The 17,345-nt window shown below is 71.0% G+C and carries 13 protein-coding genes; 9 read left to right on the forward strand and 4 right to left on the reverse strand.

Translation table 11 applies throughout. The features are described 5' to 3' along the window. Positions 1–147: 147 nt before the first annotated feature. Positions 148–1,245, reverse strand: coding sequence for an adenosine deaminase (gene add / locus PPSIR1_RS13315; RefSeq protein ID WP_006971596.1), 1,098 nt, complete (start codon positions 1,243–1,245; stop codon positions 148–150). A gap of 97 nt (positions 1,246–1,342) precedes the next feature. Continuing rightward, positions 1,343–2,782, reverse strand: a complete 1,440-nt coding sequence (gene purB / locus PPSIR1_RS13320) for an adenylosuccinate lyase (protein ID WP_006971597.1) — start codon at positions 2,780–2,782, stop codon at positions 1,343–1,345. An 80-nt stretch (positions 2,783–2,862) separates the two neighbouring features. Here purB and PPSIR1_RS13325 point away from each other — a divergent pair, with 80 nt between their 5' ends. The 5 genes from PPSIR1_RS13325 to hflX all read left to right on the forward strand — a co-directional run bounded on the left by PPSIR1_RS13325 (position 2,863) and on the right by hflX (position 10,135). Beyond that, entirely contained in the window at positions 2,863–4,029 is a 1,167-nt protein-coding gene (locus tag PPSIR1_RS13325; RefSeq protein WP_045115949.1) for an arginase family protein, read from the forward strand. Between the two features lie 103 nt (positions 4,030–4,132). Further along, positions 4,133–4,711, forward strand: coding sequence for a sigma-70 family RNA polymerase sigma factor (locus PPSIR1_RS13330; protein WP_232296475.1), 579 nt, complete (start codon positions 4,133–4,135; stop codon positions 4,709–4,711). Positions 4,712–4,775: 64 nt separating this feature from the next. Then, on the forward strand, positions 4,776–5,738 hold the full coding sequence (locus tag PPSIR1_RS13335; protein WP_006971600.1) for an anti-sigma factor family protein: 963 nt from the start codon (positions 4,776–4,778) through the stop codon (positions 5,736–5,738). 151 nt (positions 5,739–5,889) lie between these two features. Continuing rightward, a complete protein-coding gene (locus tag PPSIR1_RS49290) occupies positions 5,890–8,178 on the forward strand; it encodes a response regulator (RefSeq protein WP_086001293.1) in 2,289 nt (762 codons plus the stop codon). A 205-nt stretch (positions 8,179–8,383) separates the two neighbouring features. Further along, positions 8,384–10,135, forward strand: a complete 1,752-nt coding sequence (hflX, locus tag PPSIR1_RS13345) for a GTPase HflX (protein ID WP_006971602.1) — start codon at positions 8,384–8,386, stop codon at positions 10,133–10,135. A 264-nt stretch (positions 10,136–10,399) separates the two neighbouring features. On the opposite strand, the gene PPSIR1_RS13350 is transcribed toward hflX, so the two are convergent. After that, the gene (locus PPSIR1_RS13350) at positions 10,400–10,786 is read right to left on the reverse strand and encodes a sirohydrochlorin chelatase (protein WP_006971603.1); all 387 of its coding nucleotides are present in this window, start codon (positions 10,784–10,786) and stop codon (positions 10,400–10,402) included. A gap of 149 nt (positions 10,787–10,935) precedes the next feature. Between PPSIR1_RS13350 and PPSIR1_RS13355 the strand changes: the two genes are divergently transcribed. Next, positions 10,936–12,198, forward strand: coding sequence for a flavin-containing monooxygenase (locus PPSIR1_RS13355; protein WP_006971604.1), 1,263 nt, complete (start codon positions 10,936–10,938; stop codon positions 12,196–12,198). Between the two features lie 72 nt (positions 12,199–12,270). On the opposite strand, the gene PPSIR1_RS13360 is transcribed toward PPSIR1_RS13355, so the two are convergent. Next, positions 12,271–13,479, reverse strand: coding sequence for a phosphoglycerate dehydrogenase (locus PPSIR1_RS13360; protein WP_045115937.1), 1,209 nt, complete (start codon positions 13,477–13,479; stop codon positions 12,271–12,273). 255 nt (positions 13,480–13,734) lie between these two features. On the opposite strand from PPSIR1_RS13360, the gene PPSIR1_RS13365 reads away from it, so the two are divergent. From PPSIR1_RS13365 to PPSIR1_RS13375, 3 genes are all read left to right on the forward strand, one after another. Continuing rightward, on the forward strand, positions 13,735–15,894 hold the full coding sequence (locus tag PPSIR1_RS13365; RefSeq protein WP_476704292.1) for a hypothetical protein: 2,160 nt from the start codon (positions 13,735–13,737) through the stop codon (positions 15,892–15,894). A gap of 290 nt (positions 15,895–16,184) precedes the next feature. After that, the gene (locus PPSIR1_RS13370; protein WP_006971607.1) at positions 16,185–16,532 is read left to right on the forward strand and encodes a PilZ domain-containing protein; all 348 of its coding nucleotides are present in this window, start codon (positions 16,185–16,187) and stop codon (positions 16,530–16,532) included. After that, positions 16,529–17,329 carry a hypothetical protein gene (locus PPSIR1_RS13375; RefSeq protein ID WP_006971608.1) on the forward strand — a complete coding sequence of 267 codons (801 nt, stop codon included), beginning with the start codon at positions 16,529–16,531 and terminating at the stop codon, positions 17,327–17,329. Before PPSIR1_RS13370 ends, PPSIR1_RS13375 begins: the two co-directional genes overlap by 4 nt. Positions 17,330–17,345 lie beyond the last annotated feature (16 nt).

Below are 17,345 nucleotides of genomic sequence, written 5' to 3' on the forward strand. Positions count from 1 at the left end.
CGGGGGCAAAGCCGACGCCCCCGCTTGCGGGGGCGACCCGATGCCCTCTCCCAGGCACGAAGCCCATTGCCCCACGAACACAGCGGAGGAGCGGGGAGCGACGAAGCGTCCCCGGTTTCGAGACCTCTGCGGGGGCAAAGCAGAGGCTCAGCGGGCTTCGGCGGCCTGCTGCCGGGCGGTCCGCAGCGCGTCCTCGTCGATGCTGCCGTCGGCGTGGAAGGCCTCGAGCTGGTCGCTGATCGCCCGCAGGTAGTTGCGCTTTTCGTGGAAGGGCAAGAAGGCGCTCTTGAACCCGTTGAGGATGCACTGCTTGATGTCCCCGAGGGTCAGCCCGACCTGGGTGTGCGCCAGCCACAGCTCCTTGGACACGGTCGTGTCGGTGATCAGCCGGTTGTCGGTGTTGACCGTGACCCGGGCGCCGAGGTTCAGGTACAGGCGCATGGGGTGGGTGTCGAGGGCCTCGATGGCGTTGGTCTGCACGTTGGACGAGGGGCAGCACTCGAGCGGGATGCGGTGATCGACGACGTAGTGCAGCAGGTCGCCGTCCTCGCGCAGGCGGCAGCCGTGGCCGATGCGGTGCGCCCCGCAGTCGTGCAGGGCCTGGGCGATGGACGCGGGCCCGTAGGCCTCGCCGGCGTGGATGGTCACGTTGATGTTGTTGCGCCGGACCAGCGAGAAGGCCTCGTGGTGGTCCTTGGCCGGGTAGTCGTACTCGGCCCCCGCCAGGTCAAAGCCGACGACGCCGCGGCCCTTGTAGGCGACGACGAGCTCGGCCATCTCCAGGCTGCTCTGCGGCGAGATGTTGCGGATGCCGCACAGGATCAGCTTGGACTCGATGCCGTGGTCGGTCTCGGCGTCGTGCAGCCCGCGGAGCACGGTCTCGACCACCTCGGTCAGGCGCAGGCCCTGCTCGGTGTGCAGCAGCGGCGCGTAGCGGACCTCCATGTAGCGCACGCCCTCGGCGGCCGCGTCCTCGGCGAGCTCGTAGGCGACGCGCTGGAGGGCCTCGCGGGTCTGCATGACCTTCAAGGTCACGGCGAAGGCCTCGAGGTACTTGACCAGGCTGCCGGTGTTCTCGCCGGCGTGGATGGCCTTGCGCAGCCCAGGCACGTCGGTGGCTGGCAGCTCGATGCCCTGGCTCTCGGCGAGCTCGAGGATGGTCTCGGTGCGCAGGGAGCCGTCGAGGTGGACGTGCAGATCGGTCTTGGGCAGACGCTCGAAAAAAGAAAGGGGAAGGTCAGACACCTTCCCCTCTTTCTACCAAGAGGCCAGCCCCCGCGCCACGTCGGGGCTCCCCAAAGCAGCAGCCATGGGACAGTTTGGGCGGGCTGCGGGGCCGGGATCACACGCGCACGCGGGCCTGGAAGCGACCCTCGCGGTGGGCGTGACGTTCGAGCAGGCCGTCGAGCTCGGCGAGGTAGTCGTCGACTTGAGCGGGGGAGCGGCCGACGTAGCGGCTGGCGTCGAGGGCTCCGGCGTCGACGTGGGGGCCCAGCTCGGGGTCCTCTTGCATCCGCGCCATCAGGTCGTTGCCGCGCCCGGCCTTGAGCTCGCCGGCGGCGGCGATGCTCAGCTGGCGGATGGTCTCGTGCAGGGCCTGGCGGTCGCCCCCGGCCTCGACGGCGCGCATCAGCACGTTCTCCGTGGCCATGAAGGGCAGCTCGTCGGCCATGTTCTTGGCCAGCATCGCCGGGTTGACGACGATGCCCGCGGTCACGTCGACGACCAGGTTCAAGATGGCGTCGGTGGCCAGGAAGGCCTCGGTGATGACCAGGCGCCGGTTGGCGCTGTCGTCGAGGGTCCGCTCGAGCCACTGGTTGCCGTGGGTCTCCCGGGGGCTGGTCGCGAGGGAGTGGACGAAGCGGGCGAGGGCGTTGATTCGCTCGCTCCGCATGGGGTTGCGCTTGTAGGCCATGGCCGAGGAGCCGATCTGCTTTTTGCCGAAGGGCTCCTCGAGCTCGCGCTCGTGGGCGAGCAGGCGCATGTCGCTGGCGAACTTGGCCGCCGAGCCGGCGACGTCGGCGAGGGCCGAGACCACCCAGGTGTCGATCTTGCGGGTGTAGGTCTGGCCCGAGACGGCGATCGAGCGGTCGAAGCCCATGGCCTCGCAGACCCGGCGGTCGAGCTCGCGGATGGCCGCGTTGGGGTCGTCGTGGCTGGTGAACAGCTGCAGGAAGGAGGCCTGGGTGCCCGTGGTGCCCTTGACCCCGCGCATCGGCAGTCGGGCGACGAGCTGCTCGAGGGTCTCGAGGTCGAAGGCGAGGTCCTGGGCCCACAGGCAGGCGCGCTTGCCCACGGTGGTCAGCTGCGCGGGCTGGAAGTGGGTGTAGGCCTGGATGGGCTCGGCCCGCCAGGTCTGGGCGAAGCTGCGCAGCTGGGTCAGGCAGGTGTAGAGCCGGTCCATGAGCAGCTCGAGGCCCTCGCGGATCATCACCAGCTCGGCGTTGTCGGTCACGAAGCAGCTGGTCGCGCCGAGGTGGATGATCTTCGCGGCCTCGGGCCCGGCGACGTCGCCGAAGTGGTGGACGTGGGCCATGACATCGTGGCGCAAGCTGGCCTCGATCTCGGCGACGCGCTCGAAGTCGATGGTCTCGCGGGCGGCGACGAGGGCCTCGATCTGGGCCTGGCTCACGGGCAGGCCCAGGGCGGACTCGGCCCGGGCCAGGGCGATCCACAGGTCGCGCCACAGCAGGGCCCGGCGGCGGTCCGAGAAGTTGGCCAGCATGGCCTTGGTCGCGTAGCGGCTCGACAGCGGGCTCTCGTACTTGGGCGTGGCGCTCATGAGCGCGGAGGATATCGACGCCTGCATCGACCACAAGTCCGTGCGGATCGCGGGCCGCGAGAGCACGTATGCTGGGCGCGATGAGCCAACCCTTCGCTCCGGCGCCCCGCTCCCTCGGCCGCGACGCCCTCGTCGACGAGCTCAGTCGCTACCTGCGCCCGCCGGGCCAGGGCATCCACGCCGTGTCCACGGGCCGGGCCGAGCTCGCGCGCCAGACGGCGGCCTACCTCGGGCCGTCCTGGAACCCCGAGGAGCCCTGGCGAGCGCACCTGGCCCGCGCCCTCGACAGCCTGGGGGCGGAGTCGACCCCCGTGGCGATGTGGGCGATCCCCAGCGACACCGGGGCGGGGATCGTGCGCGGGGCGGCGCGCGGCCCCGAGGCGATCCGGGCTGGCCTGGGCCAGGCGCCCGTCGTCGATCTCGGCGACGTCTTCTCCATCCCCCAGCTCCTCGACGAGGCCATGCTCGCCGAGTCCCAGCGTCACCGCTGCCAGGACGCCCTGTGGCCCGACTTGCCCGAGGCGAGGCGGCGCCAGCTCATGGTCTCGCCCATGGGCATGGCCGCGCGGGCGCGGGCGCTGCTGCTCGAGGCCGTCCCGGGTCTGCGCTTGATGACCCTGGGCGGCGATCACACCGTCAGCGGCCCGGTGCTCGCGCCGCTGTTGGAAGCCGAGAGCGCCGAGAGCCGCCTCGATCTCGGCATCGTCCACTTCGACGCGCACACCGACCTGCTGCCCAGCCGCCTGGGCATCGATCTGTGTTTCGCCACCTGGGCCTACCACGCCAACGTCGCGCTGGGTGGGGGCGAGCGGATGATCCAGCTCGGGATCCGCGCATCGGGCCGGGGCCGCTCGCACTGGGAGGCCGATCTCGACGTCCGCCAGCTGTGGGGCGACGAGTGCGAGGGCGTCCCGGGGGGGGAGCTCGCCGCGCGCGTCGTCGAGCACCTGCGCGCGCGCGGTGTCACGCGAGTCTACCTGTCCAATGACATCGACGGGACCGACGCGCACTGGGCCGCGGCCTGTGGCACCCCAGAGCCCGGCGGGCTCCGCCCCGAGCAGGTCGAAGCGGTGATTCGCGGGGTAGGCGCGAGCTTTGACGTGATCGGCGCGGATCTGGTCGAGCTCGCTCCGGGGCTGTCTCTGGATGTCGAGGCGTCCCGGCGGAGCGTCGAGACAGCAGTGCGCTATACACGCGAGAGCCTCGCCGCCCTGGCGGGGGAATCTTCTCCAAAATCTTCGGAATGAGCCGCGGGGATCCCCGGTAATGAACCACCACATGGAAACCACCGCCCGGAGGGAGTTCGAGCAAACCGCTCTTCCCTTGCTCGACAGTCTGTACGGCGCCGCGATGCGCCTCACCCGTGACCCCGCCGAGGCCGAGGACCTCGTTCAAGACTCGATGGTCCGGGCCTACCGCTTCTGGGACACCTTCAAACAGGGCACGAACATCAAAGCGTGGATGTTCACCATCCTGCGCAACACCTTCATCAACGGCTACCACCGCCGAGGCCGCAAGCGGAGCTTCCAAAACGATGTCTCCGCCCAGGTGCGGAGCCTCGGCCCGGGGGTCGCCGTGGCCCACTCGACCAGCCAGCCTCCCGGGCCGGAAGAGGCCGTGGCGAGCCGGGTGACCTCCGCGAGAATCCGCGAGGCGCTCGACTCCCTGCCTCCGGACTACCGCCTCGCGGTGACCCTCGCCGACCTCGAGGGCCTCTCCTACAAGGAGATCGCCGAGGTCATGGACTGCCCCATCGGCACGGTCATGAGCCGCATCTACCGCGGCCGAAAGCTCTTGCACAAGCTGCTCTACGACCACGCGGTCGAGATCGGCATGGTCGAAGCACCAAAAGACGACACCAAGTCGCCCAAATCCAAGGGGGGCGCCGTCGAGCTCGCGAGTTGGCGCGAGCGGAGGAAACAAGCATGAATGGATTGAAGACCGTCGAAGGCACGGCCACGGACGTGGCTACAGGCACGGGAAGGTGTGAGCGATGACCCTCGAGCCAGGCGCCCCCGAGCGCGCAGAGTTCATCCCCTCGCTGCAGCCCTTCGTCGACGGTGAGCTCGACGAGCGGGAGCACGAGCGGGTCGCGGCCGAGATCGCGGCCAACCCCGAGTACCAGGCCTTCGTGAAGGAGCAGCAGGAGGTCCGCGCGCTCTTGCGCAGCCTCGACCGCGAGCCCGTGCCCGAGGGGCTCGCGGCCCGGGTTCAGGCCGGCCTCGACACGGTCGACGCCGAGCGCAGCCGCGAAGGTGGCGCGCTCGCGCCGATCGTGGGTCGCATCAAGGCCTTCGGTCGTGGCACCATGTTGATGGTCCCGGCCGCGGCGGCTGCCGTCGCCCTGTTCTTCGGCGTCCGCTCGGGCGCCCTCGACGAGCTCATGGTTGTGGGCGGGGACGAAGCCCACGTCGACGGCGGCATGGCCAACTCGCTGCGCGTCCCGACGCACCGCGCCAAGTCGGACGACGAGCCGGCGCCGACGAAGGCGGGCGAGGCCCAGCCGGCTCCCTCACCCGAAGCGGCCGAGCCCGAGAAAGAAGCGCCAGAGCCCGACGAGCGCGGACTGGCCGAGGTCGAGGAGCAGGGCTTCGCCATTCAGGTCGCGCGCTCGTCCTCGCTGCCGCCCGGGACCGCCCTGGTCAGCGACGACCCCTCGGGGACCACGGCCTTGGTTCGGTACCGGGCCGGTGAGCGGATCGTCGCCGACAGCCAGAGCCTCGCGCGCTCCGTTCAAGCTCGGGGCACGCGACAGGTGTTTAGGGGCGAGGCCTACTACCTCGGCCGCGACGCCGAGGGTCGTGCGCGCGTCGAGTTCGTGCACGGTGCCGTCCTCCACAGCCTGACCTTCGAGGCTGGGGAGCTGCGCCCTGGGGCGCCAGTGAGCGCGGACGACCCAGACGCGGAGAGCCTGCTGAGCCTCGGCGTTGCGCTGCGCGAGGGTCTGGGAGGCTGAGCCTTCCAGGCCCCGCTCGGGGGCCTGAACTTTCGAGCCTGGTGGACGCAGGCACAGCCCCGTCACGATCGGTCCATGATCGGCCCACGATCAGTCGGGGACGCGAGATCCTACTGGAGAACTGCACGGCGAGCGGATAATCTCGGCTCCCGTGTTCGCAGCGCTGATTATTGACGCCGACGCCGACGCCCGAAGTGTGATCGAGGGTTCGCTGACTCCCTTTGGTGTGGAGTTCACGAACTCGCAAGAGCCCAGCGAGGCCATGAACATGGCCCGCGCCGCCACGCCGGACATCATCTTCCTGCGGGTCGAGCTGCCCGGCGCCTCGGGCTTTTCGGTGTGCAACAAGCTGCGTCGCAACGCCGAGACCAAGGACATCCCGCTGATCATGTACGCCTCGGAGGTCACCGAGGACGTGTTCGCGCAGCACGGGAAGCTCAAGACTCGCGCGGACGAGTACATGCGCCTGCCGGTCAACGCGAGCGCGCTGCTCGAGACCGTGCGCACCCTCTTGCCCCTGCCGTCCGAGCCCATCAACGGGGGCGGGGCTGGGGCTGCGTCCGAGGGCGCCGTCGACTGGGCGGCCGAGGCAGCCGAAGAGGCGGCCGAGGAGGCCGACTTCGACGGGGACTTTGGCGAGATCGAGATGGCGGAAGAAGAGCCGGAGCCGGGCGCCGAGCCCCTCGCGGACATCGACGCGGCCTTCGACGCGTTGACCTTCGAGGACGACGACGACGACGACTTCCAGATCGAGCCGGAGGACGAGGTGGTGCCGGCGGAGGCCGAGGCAGAGGCCGCAGCCGAGGACGACGCCGCCGTCGCGGCGGAGGCCGCCGAGGCTGCTCCCGCCCCCGCTGAAGATCACGCCGAGGAGCTCGTGTCGGAGTTCGACCTCGACGACGAGTTCGACATCGACGAGGACGAGCCCGAGGTCGCCATGGAGGTCGAGGAGCCGGAGCCCGAGGCCGCCATGGAGGTCGAGGAGCCGGAGCCGGAGCCCGAGCTGGAGGTCGAGGAGCCGGAGCCCGAGCTCGCGCTGGAGGTCGAGGAGCCGGAGCCGGAGCTGGAACCCGAGCCGGAGCTGGGACCCGAGCCCGAGCTGGAACCCGAGCCCGAGCCAGAACCCGAGATTTCCGTCGATCTCGAGCCCGTGGCGGAGGTGTCCGTGTCCGAGGTCGCCGACGCGCCGGAGCCCGTCGAGCGCGAGAGCTCGGGGGCCAAGCGCTCGGCCCGACGCGAGGTCCTGCGTCTCAAGTCGGAGCTGAACAAGAAAGAGCGCGAGCTGCTGGCGCTGCGCGACGAGCTGGAGTCCAAGGAGCGGGCCATCCTCGACGCCAAGCACCGCGCGCGCGCGCTCCAGGCCGAGGTCGGCGAGGCCGAGGCCAAGACCCTCGAGCTCGAAGAGCAAGTCATCGTCGCCCAGGAGGAGGCCGAGGCCGCCTCGCGCAACGCCGAGAGCGCGCGCAAGCGGGAAGAGGGCCTCAAAGGTCGCCTCGACGCCGCGCTCAAAAAGTCCAAGGAGCTCGAGGCCAAGCTCGACGAGGCCGACGAGAAGTTGGCCAGCAGCGGCGAGCAGGCGACCCAGATCGAGGGCCTCGAGGCCCGGATTGGCGAGCTCGAGGGCGAGCTGAGCGCGGCCAAGGGCGCGGCCGAGAGCGCCGAAGGAGCGCGCGAAGCCCTGGCTGCCGAGCTGGCCGAGGCCAACAGCGGCGGCGCCGAGCTTGGCGAGAAGCTCGAGGCGGCGGAGGCCAAGGCTGCAGAGCTCGAGGCCAAGGCCGCAGAGCTCGAGGCCAAGGCCGCAGAGCTCGAGGCCAAGATCGCCGAGTCCGAGGAGGCCAAGACCAAGGCCGAGGGCGAGCTCGGGGAGAAGCTCGAGGCGGCGGAGGCCAAGGTGGCGGAGCTCGAGACCAAGCTCAGCGAGCAGGCCGAAGAGCACACCGACGAGATTGCCTTTTACGAGCAGCGCGCCGACGGGATGCGCTCGCAGCTCGAGGCCGCCAAGACCGAGGCCGACAAGACCGGCGAGGAGGCCAAGGCCGAGCGCGAGAAGCTCGAGGGCGAGATCGCGGCGAAGGGCGAGGCCATCGAGACGCTCGAGGGCGAGGTCGCGGCGAAGGGCGAGACGATCGAAGCGCTCGAGGGCGAGATCGCGGCGAAGGGCGAGACGATCGAAGCGCTCGAGGGCGCGGTCGCGTCGAAGGGCGAGACCATCGAGACGCTCGAGGGTGAGGTCGCGGCGAAGGGCGAGAAGATCCAAGCGCTCGAGGGCGAGCTGGCCGAGGTCACGGGCAAGGCGGACGCCTTCCGCACCGAGACCGAGGAGCGCCTCGCCGAGCTCGAGACCAAGCAGGGCGAGCTCGAGTCGCAGCTGTCGGCTCGGGCGGACGCGGCGCGGCGGGCCCAGCAGGCCCTCGCGGTCGCGCTCAAGGTCCTCGATTAGTCGGATGTGCTGCTCCTGGCCGCTCCCCGCGGCCAGCGAGGGCCGGCTCACGCTGCGCTCGAGAGGCCCCTGAACCGCGCACAGCGGGCTTGGGGGCCTTTTGGCGCGCTGAGCTTGCGCCTCGCCCCAAGTGATCGCACAACTCCGGCCGCTGACCGGAGCTCGTGGCTGGACGCGAGGTGTAGGGGTCAGTTTCGCGTGTCCCATGAGCGACGTCGTTTTCGGCGAAACCTCCAACCTCAAGCCGAGCCAGGCCCGCACCCTCGCGCGCCTGGGTGAGCGGCGGGTGTCTGCCGACGCGGTCGTCAGCGCGCCGCTGGCCCGCGACCTGCTCGCCCTGTCCCACGAGCTCAACCGGCGCATCGGTCTGTTCCTCGATCGCCGAGGCCGGGTCAACCGGGTGATCCTCGGCGACGCGCACAGCCTCGAGCTCCCCGAGTTCGAGCGTGTGCGCGGCGCGGACGGCCGCCTTCGGGGCATCCGCCTGGTGCTCACCCACCTCGTCCCCGACCCCCTCGATCGCGAGGAGCTCGCCGACCTCGCCAAGCTGCGCCTCGACATGGTCGCGGCGCTGCACGACAGCCCGGGCGGGATGCACGTCGACATCGCTTGCCTCGAGCCCGCGCGCGAAAAGGGCAAGGGCTTTGCGATCCGCCGCATCGACCGGGCCCCGGTCGCGCTCTTGTCCCCGGACGCAGGCGGCCGCAACCGCGAGGCGCACCCGCGCCCGGACCTGCCCTCGGACTTCACCGCCTTCATCCGCGAGCTCGAGGGCCTGCTGGTCGCGGCGACGGCCCAGACCAAGGCCGCGGGCACCGGGACCCGGGCCATGGTCCTCCAGGTGCACACCGATCAGATGAACCGCGAGGGCGGCATCGAGGCCCGCCAGGCCGAGCTGCGCGAGCTGTGTCGGACCGCCGGGGTCGACCTGGTCGAGCTGGTCTGCCAGCGCCGCCGCTACCCCGACCCGCGCACCTTCCTGGGCTCGGGCAAGCTGCGCGAGGTGTTGATCAGCGCCCTCGAGCAGGACGTCGAGCTGTTGATCTGCGACCCGGAGCTGAGCGCCTCGCAGGCCCGGGTGATCGCCGACTCGACGGACCTGGGCGTCATCGATCGGACCATGCTGATCCTCGATATCTTCGCCCAGCACGCGCGCAGCAGCGACGGCAAGCTGCAGGTCGAGCTCGCGCAGCTTCGCTACCGCCTGCCGCGGATGATCGGCAAGGGCACGATGATGTCGCGCCTCGGCGGCGGCATCGGCGGGCGCGGCCCGGGTGAGAGCAAGCTCGAGGTCGATCGCCGCCGGGCTCAAAAGCGCATCAACGAGCTCGAGAAGCGGCTCCAGAAGCTCCAGCGCCAACGCGACCAGCGACGCGCCAGGCGGCGGCGCAGCGACGTGCCCGTGGTCGCGATCGTCGGCTACACCAACGCCGGGAAGAGCACGCTGCTCAACACCGTGACCGAGTCCGAGGTCATCGCCGAGAACAAGCTGTTCGCAACGCTGGACCCCACCGTCCGCCGGGTCCGCTTCCCCGACGAGCGCGAGGTCGTCATGCTCGACACCGTGGGCTTCATCCGCGAGCTGCCGCCCGCGCTGATGCAGGCCTTCTCGGCCACCCTCGAGGAGGTCGCCGAGGCCGACCTGCTGCTGCACGTCGTCGACGCCACGGACCCGGACAACACCCAGCAGATCCGCACCGTGGAGAAGATCCTCGGGGACCTCGGGGCCGGCGGGGTCGAGCGCTTCATGGTCTACAACAAGTGCGACCTGCTGCCGCCGGAGCTGATCTTGCCGCCGGAGGAGCAAAAGCAGGGCAGCTTCCAGATCAGCGCCCAGGACCGCCGGAGCACCCGCGGCTTGATGCTCGCCATCGAAGAGCGGCTGTGGCAGCGCGGCAAGGTCGACTCGCCCCGGCCCGACTACGCGGTGGACGGGTCCGAGCCGGTCGAGGACTAAAGGCTAGCAGGACATCGGAGAAGTCCTCACGACACCTCGCTTGGTCTTTTCGCCGAGCTCTTTGTCGCCAAAACTTGCGGTGGGATCCACCACAGCGGCGCTTTGGCTCCGCGATCTCGACGAAAATCCACGGCGCGAGGAGCCGCGATGACTTCTCCGATGCCCTACCGAGAAAGGCAGCCGCCCACGGGTTCAACGCCAGCTGAGTCCGTGGACGACGCTTTCGTGGATCATGGGTCCCGGCGCGGCCGGGGTGGGCGACTGCTAGAGTCGGTCGAGGGCCGCGGCGGCGAGGGCTTCGATGACCCGCGGGTCGTCGCCCAGGGCCCCCGGCGCGAGCTCGATGCGCAGCGCGGGGAAGCGGGCCTGGGCGGCCTCGACGGTCGCCGGGATGTCGCGCTTGACGTGCTTGCCTCCGGGCGAGAGCAGGGCCGCGATCACCCGCACCCGGGTCGAGCCGGCCTCGGCCAGGGTGGCGATGGCGTCGTCGAGGTGCGGCTCGTGGGCGAGATAGGCCAGGGCCACGCGCTCGCAGCCCAGGCGCTCGGCGAGCTGCGTGGCCAGGGCCTCGAGGGGGCGGCGCCAGTCTGGGTCTGGAGAGCCGTGGGCGACGAGGGCCAGTCCGGCGGGGGCGTCGGCGGGGTCGGTCACCGAGACGCTCTAGCAGATTGGCAGAGAGACGGCAGAAATCAGCGTTGGGAGGCCACACAGCGCCCCGTGTCGAGGGGGCGGGGCGTGCCTCGAGCTCCGTTCGCACCTTCGAATGCCGCGAGAATGGAAACCCGACTACCCTGGCCCGCGTGAACGAGCCGCTCGATGTCGCGGTCGTGGGCGCTGGCTTTTGCGGCCTCGCCACCGCCGCGGCCCTGAAGACCTACGCCACCCCAAGCTTCGCCGTGTTCGAGGCCGGCGGAGGCCCAGGCCACTTTTGGACCGGCAACTACGACCGGATTCACCTGCACTCTCCCTGGCACGACCTGCCCGCAGACGGAGGTTTGGGCGCCAGCTTTCCGATGTTCAAGGCGCGCGCGGAGGTCCTGCGCTACCTCGGGGCCTACGCCGAGCACCACGCGCTGACGCCCCACATCTGGACCCAGACCCCCGTCACGCAGCTGAGTCGAGACGGAAGCGAGCGCCACCCCTGGCGGATCGTCAGCGCCAAGGGCGAGCACCTCGCGCGCCACCTCGTCGTCGCCACGGGTGCGCTGCGCGTGCCCTGGGAGCCCGAGCTCGCCGGTCGCAAAGACTTCACCGGCGTCGTGACCCACAGCCGGGCCTACCGCAACGCCAAGCCCTACGCGGGCAAGCGGGCGGTGGTCGTGGGCAGCGGGAACTCGGCGGCCGAGATCGCCCTGGACCTCGCCCAAGGAGGCGCGAGCTCGGTGACCTTGCTGGTCAAGGGCCCGCGTCACTTCATGAAGCTCGGCGCGATGACGCGGATGATCCAGTTCGCCAAGCTGTTCGGCATGGCGGGCCCCAAGCAGGTCCGCCGCGCCCACCCGATCACCTGGGGCTCGGACGCGTACTGGGACAAGTTGCGCGCCTTCGACAAGATGACGCGCCTGTTCAGTCAGGATCTGCGCGCCTTCGGGATCCACCCGCCCGAGCGCGGGCCGAGCGAAGAGGGGATGGTCGCGGGGCGCATCGGGGTCATGGACGTCGGGGCGATCGCGGCGATCCGCAGCGGCGCGATCGAGGTCCGGCGCGGCCACGTCGCGGGCTTCACCGCAGACGGCGTCGGCCTGGACAGCGGCGGCGAGCTCCCGGCGGACCTCGCCGTGCTCGCCACGGGCTTTCGCCACGGGCTCGGAGCCTTCCTCCCCGAGGTCGACGCCCTCCTCGAGCCCCGGCTGGAGTGGCCCGAGCCCATGCCCGCCACCGACCACCGCTGCCGCTCGACGATCCACTCGGATCTGTGGTTCGCGGGCTGGGAGCTCGGGCTGCTGGGCGGCCTGCACTGGGGCCTGTGGGGCTGGGAGGTCGGCGAGAAGATCGCCACGGAGCTCGGGACCTTCCGCGCGTCGATGCGGCCACCAGACATCGGCGCCGAGCCCTGGCGTTGAGCGGTCAGAGGGTCGGCCAAAACGAATTTGGCCAACCCTCTGTCTGTTTTAGCCGTGGGGGCAGAGCAGGGCTCAGCGAGCGGTCCGCAGGTCCACGCCGAGCACGTCCGCGTGGGCCCGGATGTCGTCGAGCAGGTCGGCGCTGGGCTCGTTCTCGACGGCGATGGTCGCCGACGCGGCGCCCTCGGCCCCCTTGAACACCACGTTGTGCATGTCCTGGACGTTGAGCTGGTGCTTGCGCAGGGCGTCGAGGATGCTGGCCAGCACGCCCACGCGGTCGTGGTGGCGGACGACGAGGGTGTGGCGGGCGGGGCCGTGGTCGTCGAGGTTGACGGTGTTGGGCACGACGCCGCGATCGGCGAAGCTAGTCACGATGCGGATGGCCTCGGCGGCGATGGCCTCGGCGGCTTGCTGGGTCGAGGCGCCGATGTGCGGGGTGCCGTAGACGCCCTCGAGCTTGCGCAGCTCGAGGTTGAACTCGGCCTTGCCGCCGCTGGGCTCGTCCTCGTAGACGTCGAGGCCGGCGCGGATGCGGCCAGCGGCCACGGCTTCGCTGAGGGCCCGGTCGTCGACGACGCCCCCGCGCGCGGTGTGGACGAGCACGGCGCCCTCGGGCATGAGCGCGAGCTGAGGCGCGCCGATGAGGTGGCGGGTGCTCTCGCGGTAGGGCACGTGCACGCTGACCACGTCGCTGTCGCCGAGCAGGGCGTCGAGGCTGGGCGCGACCTCGACGTCGTAGGCGTCGGCGCGCTCGGCCGTGAGCGTGGGCGAGTAGGCCCGGACCTGCATGCCGAAGGCGAGGGCCCGGGTGGCGACCTCGCGGGCGATGGACCCGAAGCCGACCAGGCCCAGGCGGCGACCGTAGAGGCCGCGGCCGGTGCCGTACTTCTTTTTGTTCCACACGCCCGCGCGCAGGTCGGCGTTGGCGTCGGGGATGCGCCGGTCGAGGGCGAGCATCAGGCCCATGGTCAGCTCGGCGACGGCGATGGCGTTCTTGCCCGGGCAGTTGGCCACGAAGATGCCCAGGCGGCTGGCGGCCTCGAGGTCGATGGTGTTGACGCCCGCGCCCGCGCGGATGACGAGGGCCAGGCCCTCGGCGGCCTCGAAGGAGGTGGCCGTGACCTTGGTCGAGCGCACGATCAGGATCTCGGGGCGCTTGGCGGCCAGGGTCTCGGGGAGATCGCCGGCGCTGAGGCTGGGCTCGGACAGGACCTCGTGGCCGAGCTCGCTGAGCCGCTCGATGCCGCGGGGGTGGAACTTGTCGGCGATCAAAATACGCATCGCCCGAGGGGTAACACGGGCAGGGGGCCCGTGGCGGCGGCGATGGCTCTCGGCTCGGGCGGGAATGAGTGCGCGGGCTCTCGCGTCGCGCAGGTGGTGCTCGACTTGCGTCGCGGAGGTTACGGACTCACTGGGCTCACCGGGCTCACCGAGCTCGGCAGGGCGACCCCTTGGCAAGGCGGGGTCAGGCCCGGTATGCCTCATGGGATGGGCGGGCGGACCTCGGCGCGGTTGGGATTGGTGTTGGGCTTGGCCGTGTTGGCGAGCGGGTGCTCGTCGACCCGCGAAGCGCCGGCCGCGTCGACCCTCGACGAGAACGGCTCGGCGCGCGCTCCCGAAGCGGCCGCCGCCGGAGCAGGGGAGGGTGCTGCACTGGAGGACGCGGGCCCAGGCCTGGCCGCGTTCATGGCGAGCTTCGAGCGCGAGGCCGAGCCTCCCCCCGCGCCGCCGACGGCCGAGGACGCCGGCACCTGCCCCGCGCGCGGCAAGCTCGACCGCGACGTGGGCATCTTGATGTCTCCGCGTCGGCCCGCGGTCGGCCGGCCCTCCGAGGTGTTGACGGCGACCCTCGACGGCGGCTCGGCCCTGGCCGTGCGCGTCGAGGTGGACGGCCAGCCCGTCGAGCTCGAGACCGAGGCCGTGCACCGCCTCGGCATGCCCGTGTCGACGCGGGTGCGCTTCGTCCCGCCGAGCACGGGCCGGGTGCAGGTCATCGTCGGTCGGGACGGCGAGGGCCTGCGCTGCCTGAGCTACAACGTGCGCAGCTCGCCCTACGAGGACAAGGAAGACTTCGATTTTTCCCAGGTGTGGGGCAACGATCGGGCGTGGACGGCCTCGGAGGAGGCGCTCTACAGCGCCTGGGTGCGCGAGCTCTTTCACGGCGATCCGGACCAGGACCTGGCCTGGAAGGCGCTGAGCGAGGTCACCTCCGATCCCCAGCGCAACGTGCTCCACGACTTCTTTGGCCGGGGCGAGGACGACCCCAAGGTGGGCATGGAGCTGGTCCCGGACTGCGCCGACACGCCCTATTTTCTGCGGGCCTACTACGCCTACAAGCGCGGGCTGCCCTTCGGCTTTCGCAAGTGCTCGCGCGGCCGGGGCAAGCCGCCGGTCTGCTTTGACCTGCGCACCAACCTCGACCCCGCCGATCGCCGGGTCTACTGGTACACGGAGGACGAGCTCAGCGCCCACGCCGAGGCCGAGGCCGCGGGCGAGGTCGTCGATCCCCTCCACGACAAGGCGACGGTCCCGGAGACCAACGAGATCGTCGAGTACTTCTTCCGGCGCAGCATCGGCTGGGGGGTGCACACCGGCAACGGCCGCTGCGCCTACGGCGACTCGAGCTCGGATCTGTACCCGGTGAAGCTCGACGCCCGGGGGCTGCGGCCGGGCACGGTCTACGCCGATCCTTATGGCCACATCCTGGTGCTCGCCGAGCTCGTCGCGCCCCGGGGTAGCCGCCCGGGCATCCTGTTCGCCGTCGACGGCCAGCCCGACGGCTCGATCACCCGCAAGCGCTTTTGGGAGGGCAACTTCCTGTGGAACCAGGACGACGAGAGCCTGGGCGGGAGCGGCTTCAAGGCCTTCCGTCCGCTGACCGTGGTCGGCGAGCCGGGCAGCGAGACCCTGGTCCAGATCACCGACGAGACCATCGCGCAGATGCGCAGCTACGGCGACGTCTCGGACATGCAGCGCGAGCTCAGCCCGCTCGAGTTTTACGACCTCATGGAGCGGCTGATCACCCCGGGCGAGCGCAGCCCCTTCGAGGCCCAGGCCGAGCTGGTCGCGGCCCTGGCCGAGGCCGTGCGGGTCCGGGTGACCTCGGTCGCCAACGGCGTGGCCTGGCACGAGGACAACCCCGAGGACCTGGTCGAGATGCCCTGGGGCCACGCGGTGTTCGAGACCTCGGGGCCGTGGGAAAACTACTCGACCCCGGCCCGGGACCTGCGCTTGCTCATCGCCATGGACGTGGTGCTCGGCTTCAAGGACAAGGTCGAGCGCAACCCGGCCGCGTTCGGGCTCGACCCCGAGGGCGACCCCGAGCGCTTCGCGCAGGCTCTGCGCTACCTCGAGGAGCAGCGCGCGGATCTCCTCGCCGATCCAAAGTACGACATCACCTACGTCCGCTCCGACGGCAGCGAGTGGACCCTCGGCCTCGACGAGGTCGTGGCCCGGGCGGGAGCCTTCGAGCAGGCCTACAACCCCAACGACTGTCCCGAGGTGCGCTGGGGTGCGCCGGCGGACAGCGAGGAGGCCCAGACCTGCGACCGCCGGGCGCCGGACGGCCAGGCGATCAAGATGCGCTACTACCGGACCTGGTTCACCGATCGGCGACGTCCGGCCCGGGGCGACGAGGGGCCGGACATCCCCGAGCTCGCCGAGGAGCAGGCGGCCTGGCGCGAGGCCAAAAAGTGAGCGCGCGGCCCCAAAACGCGTCGTAGACCGATCGGACTCGATCGCGCTCGGGCCCACCTGGGCGACACCCGGATGCTTGGGGGAGGCAGGGCGAGGCCGGCCCGCGGTCCCACGGACCCTCCGCCGATGCGCTCGTTGTCCCCGCTGCCATGGATTCGTCCTGGTCGTTCGTCCACGGACTCTCGTGCGCGTCCGCGCATGTCCGCGGCCCTGCGGGATCGCGCGCCCTCGCTTCGCTTTGGGTCGCGATGCCGGGGCGCATCTGGGGCTTTGTAGTGTAGACTGCAGTCATGTCGATCCAGGGCGCCGGCGATCCGAGCGAACGCCGTGACAACCAGCGCTTCGACCTCGAGGTCGTGGTGCAAGTCGATCGTGACGGGACCGTCTCGGTCTGGCCGAGCGAAGACGTCAGCGCCGGGGGGATGCGCCTGCGCATCGATGATGACAGCGCCCTCCCGAAGATCGGTGAGCGCTTTCCGCTGAGCTTCAAGCTTCCGCTGCTGGCCGAGCCGGTCAAGGCCGAGGGCGAGGTCCGCTGGGTGGATCGAGGCTCGCCGAACGTGTGCGGGATTCAGTTCACGACGGGCCTGCGCGCCCGCGAGGTCTGGGCGATCAACCGCCTGCACACTCGTCGGTGAGCTCCCCGGTGCTCAGCGCGGCGCTCGCCTTTGGGCTTTGCGTCGGCCCCTCGCCGACGGCTTGGGTCCACTTTGAAGCCAACCCCGAAGTCGGGCCGACCCCGGCCGGGCAGCACTGGCGGGAGGGGCAATTCGTCGACGTGCAGGCCCCCGATGCGCCGCCGTCTCCCGAAGCCGAAGCCGAGCCCGTAGCAGAAGCAGAAGCAGTCCCCTCGCCGGAAGCCGCGACGAGCCCCGAAGCGGTCCCCGAGCCGCCGGCTCCCTCCCTCGCGACCGCGCAGCTGTCCGCGTCTTCGGCCGAGACCGTCTACGTGTCCGTGGGGCTGGCCCCCGAGCTCTACGGGACCCAGGAAGACCTCGCGCTCCTCGACACCCTCGAGGCCGGCGTCCGGGCCTCGCCCGCGCCGCGGGCCGACCTCCGCCGGCTTCGGGTGGGCTCGTCCCCGGCCAAGGTCGTGTGCGGCGAGGGCCGGGACGACCTGGTGATCACCATCGGCAGCTTGCCCAACCGGGCCGAGCCCGTGCTGTTCACCCGTGATTGCCTGCTCGACCGCGAGCTAGGCGTGCGGGCGATGGCGGCCGCGAGCGACCCGGACCTCCTCGGCGTGCTGTGGGCCGAGCACCTCGACGCGATCGCGGCGGGGGCCAAGCCGCGGCGGCGCGTGCCGATGTCGCCGAAGGTGCGGACCGGGCTGATCGCCGGCGCGGCCGTGGTCGTGGTCGGGGCGGCCGTGGGCCTGCTGATCGCGGGCGTGGCCAGCTCGGACTCGGTGCTGATCCGCGTCTCGCCCGAGTGAGGGGCGAGGGCCCCGG

Origin of the sequence: Plesiocystis pacifica SIR-1 (assembly GCF_000170895.1) — a bacterium.
Lineage (GTDB): Bacteria > Myxococcota_A > Polyangia > Nannocystales > Nannocystaceae > Plesiocystis > Plesiocystis pacifica.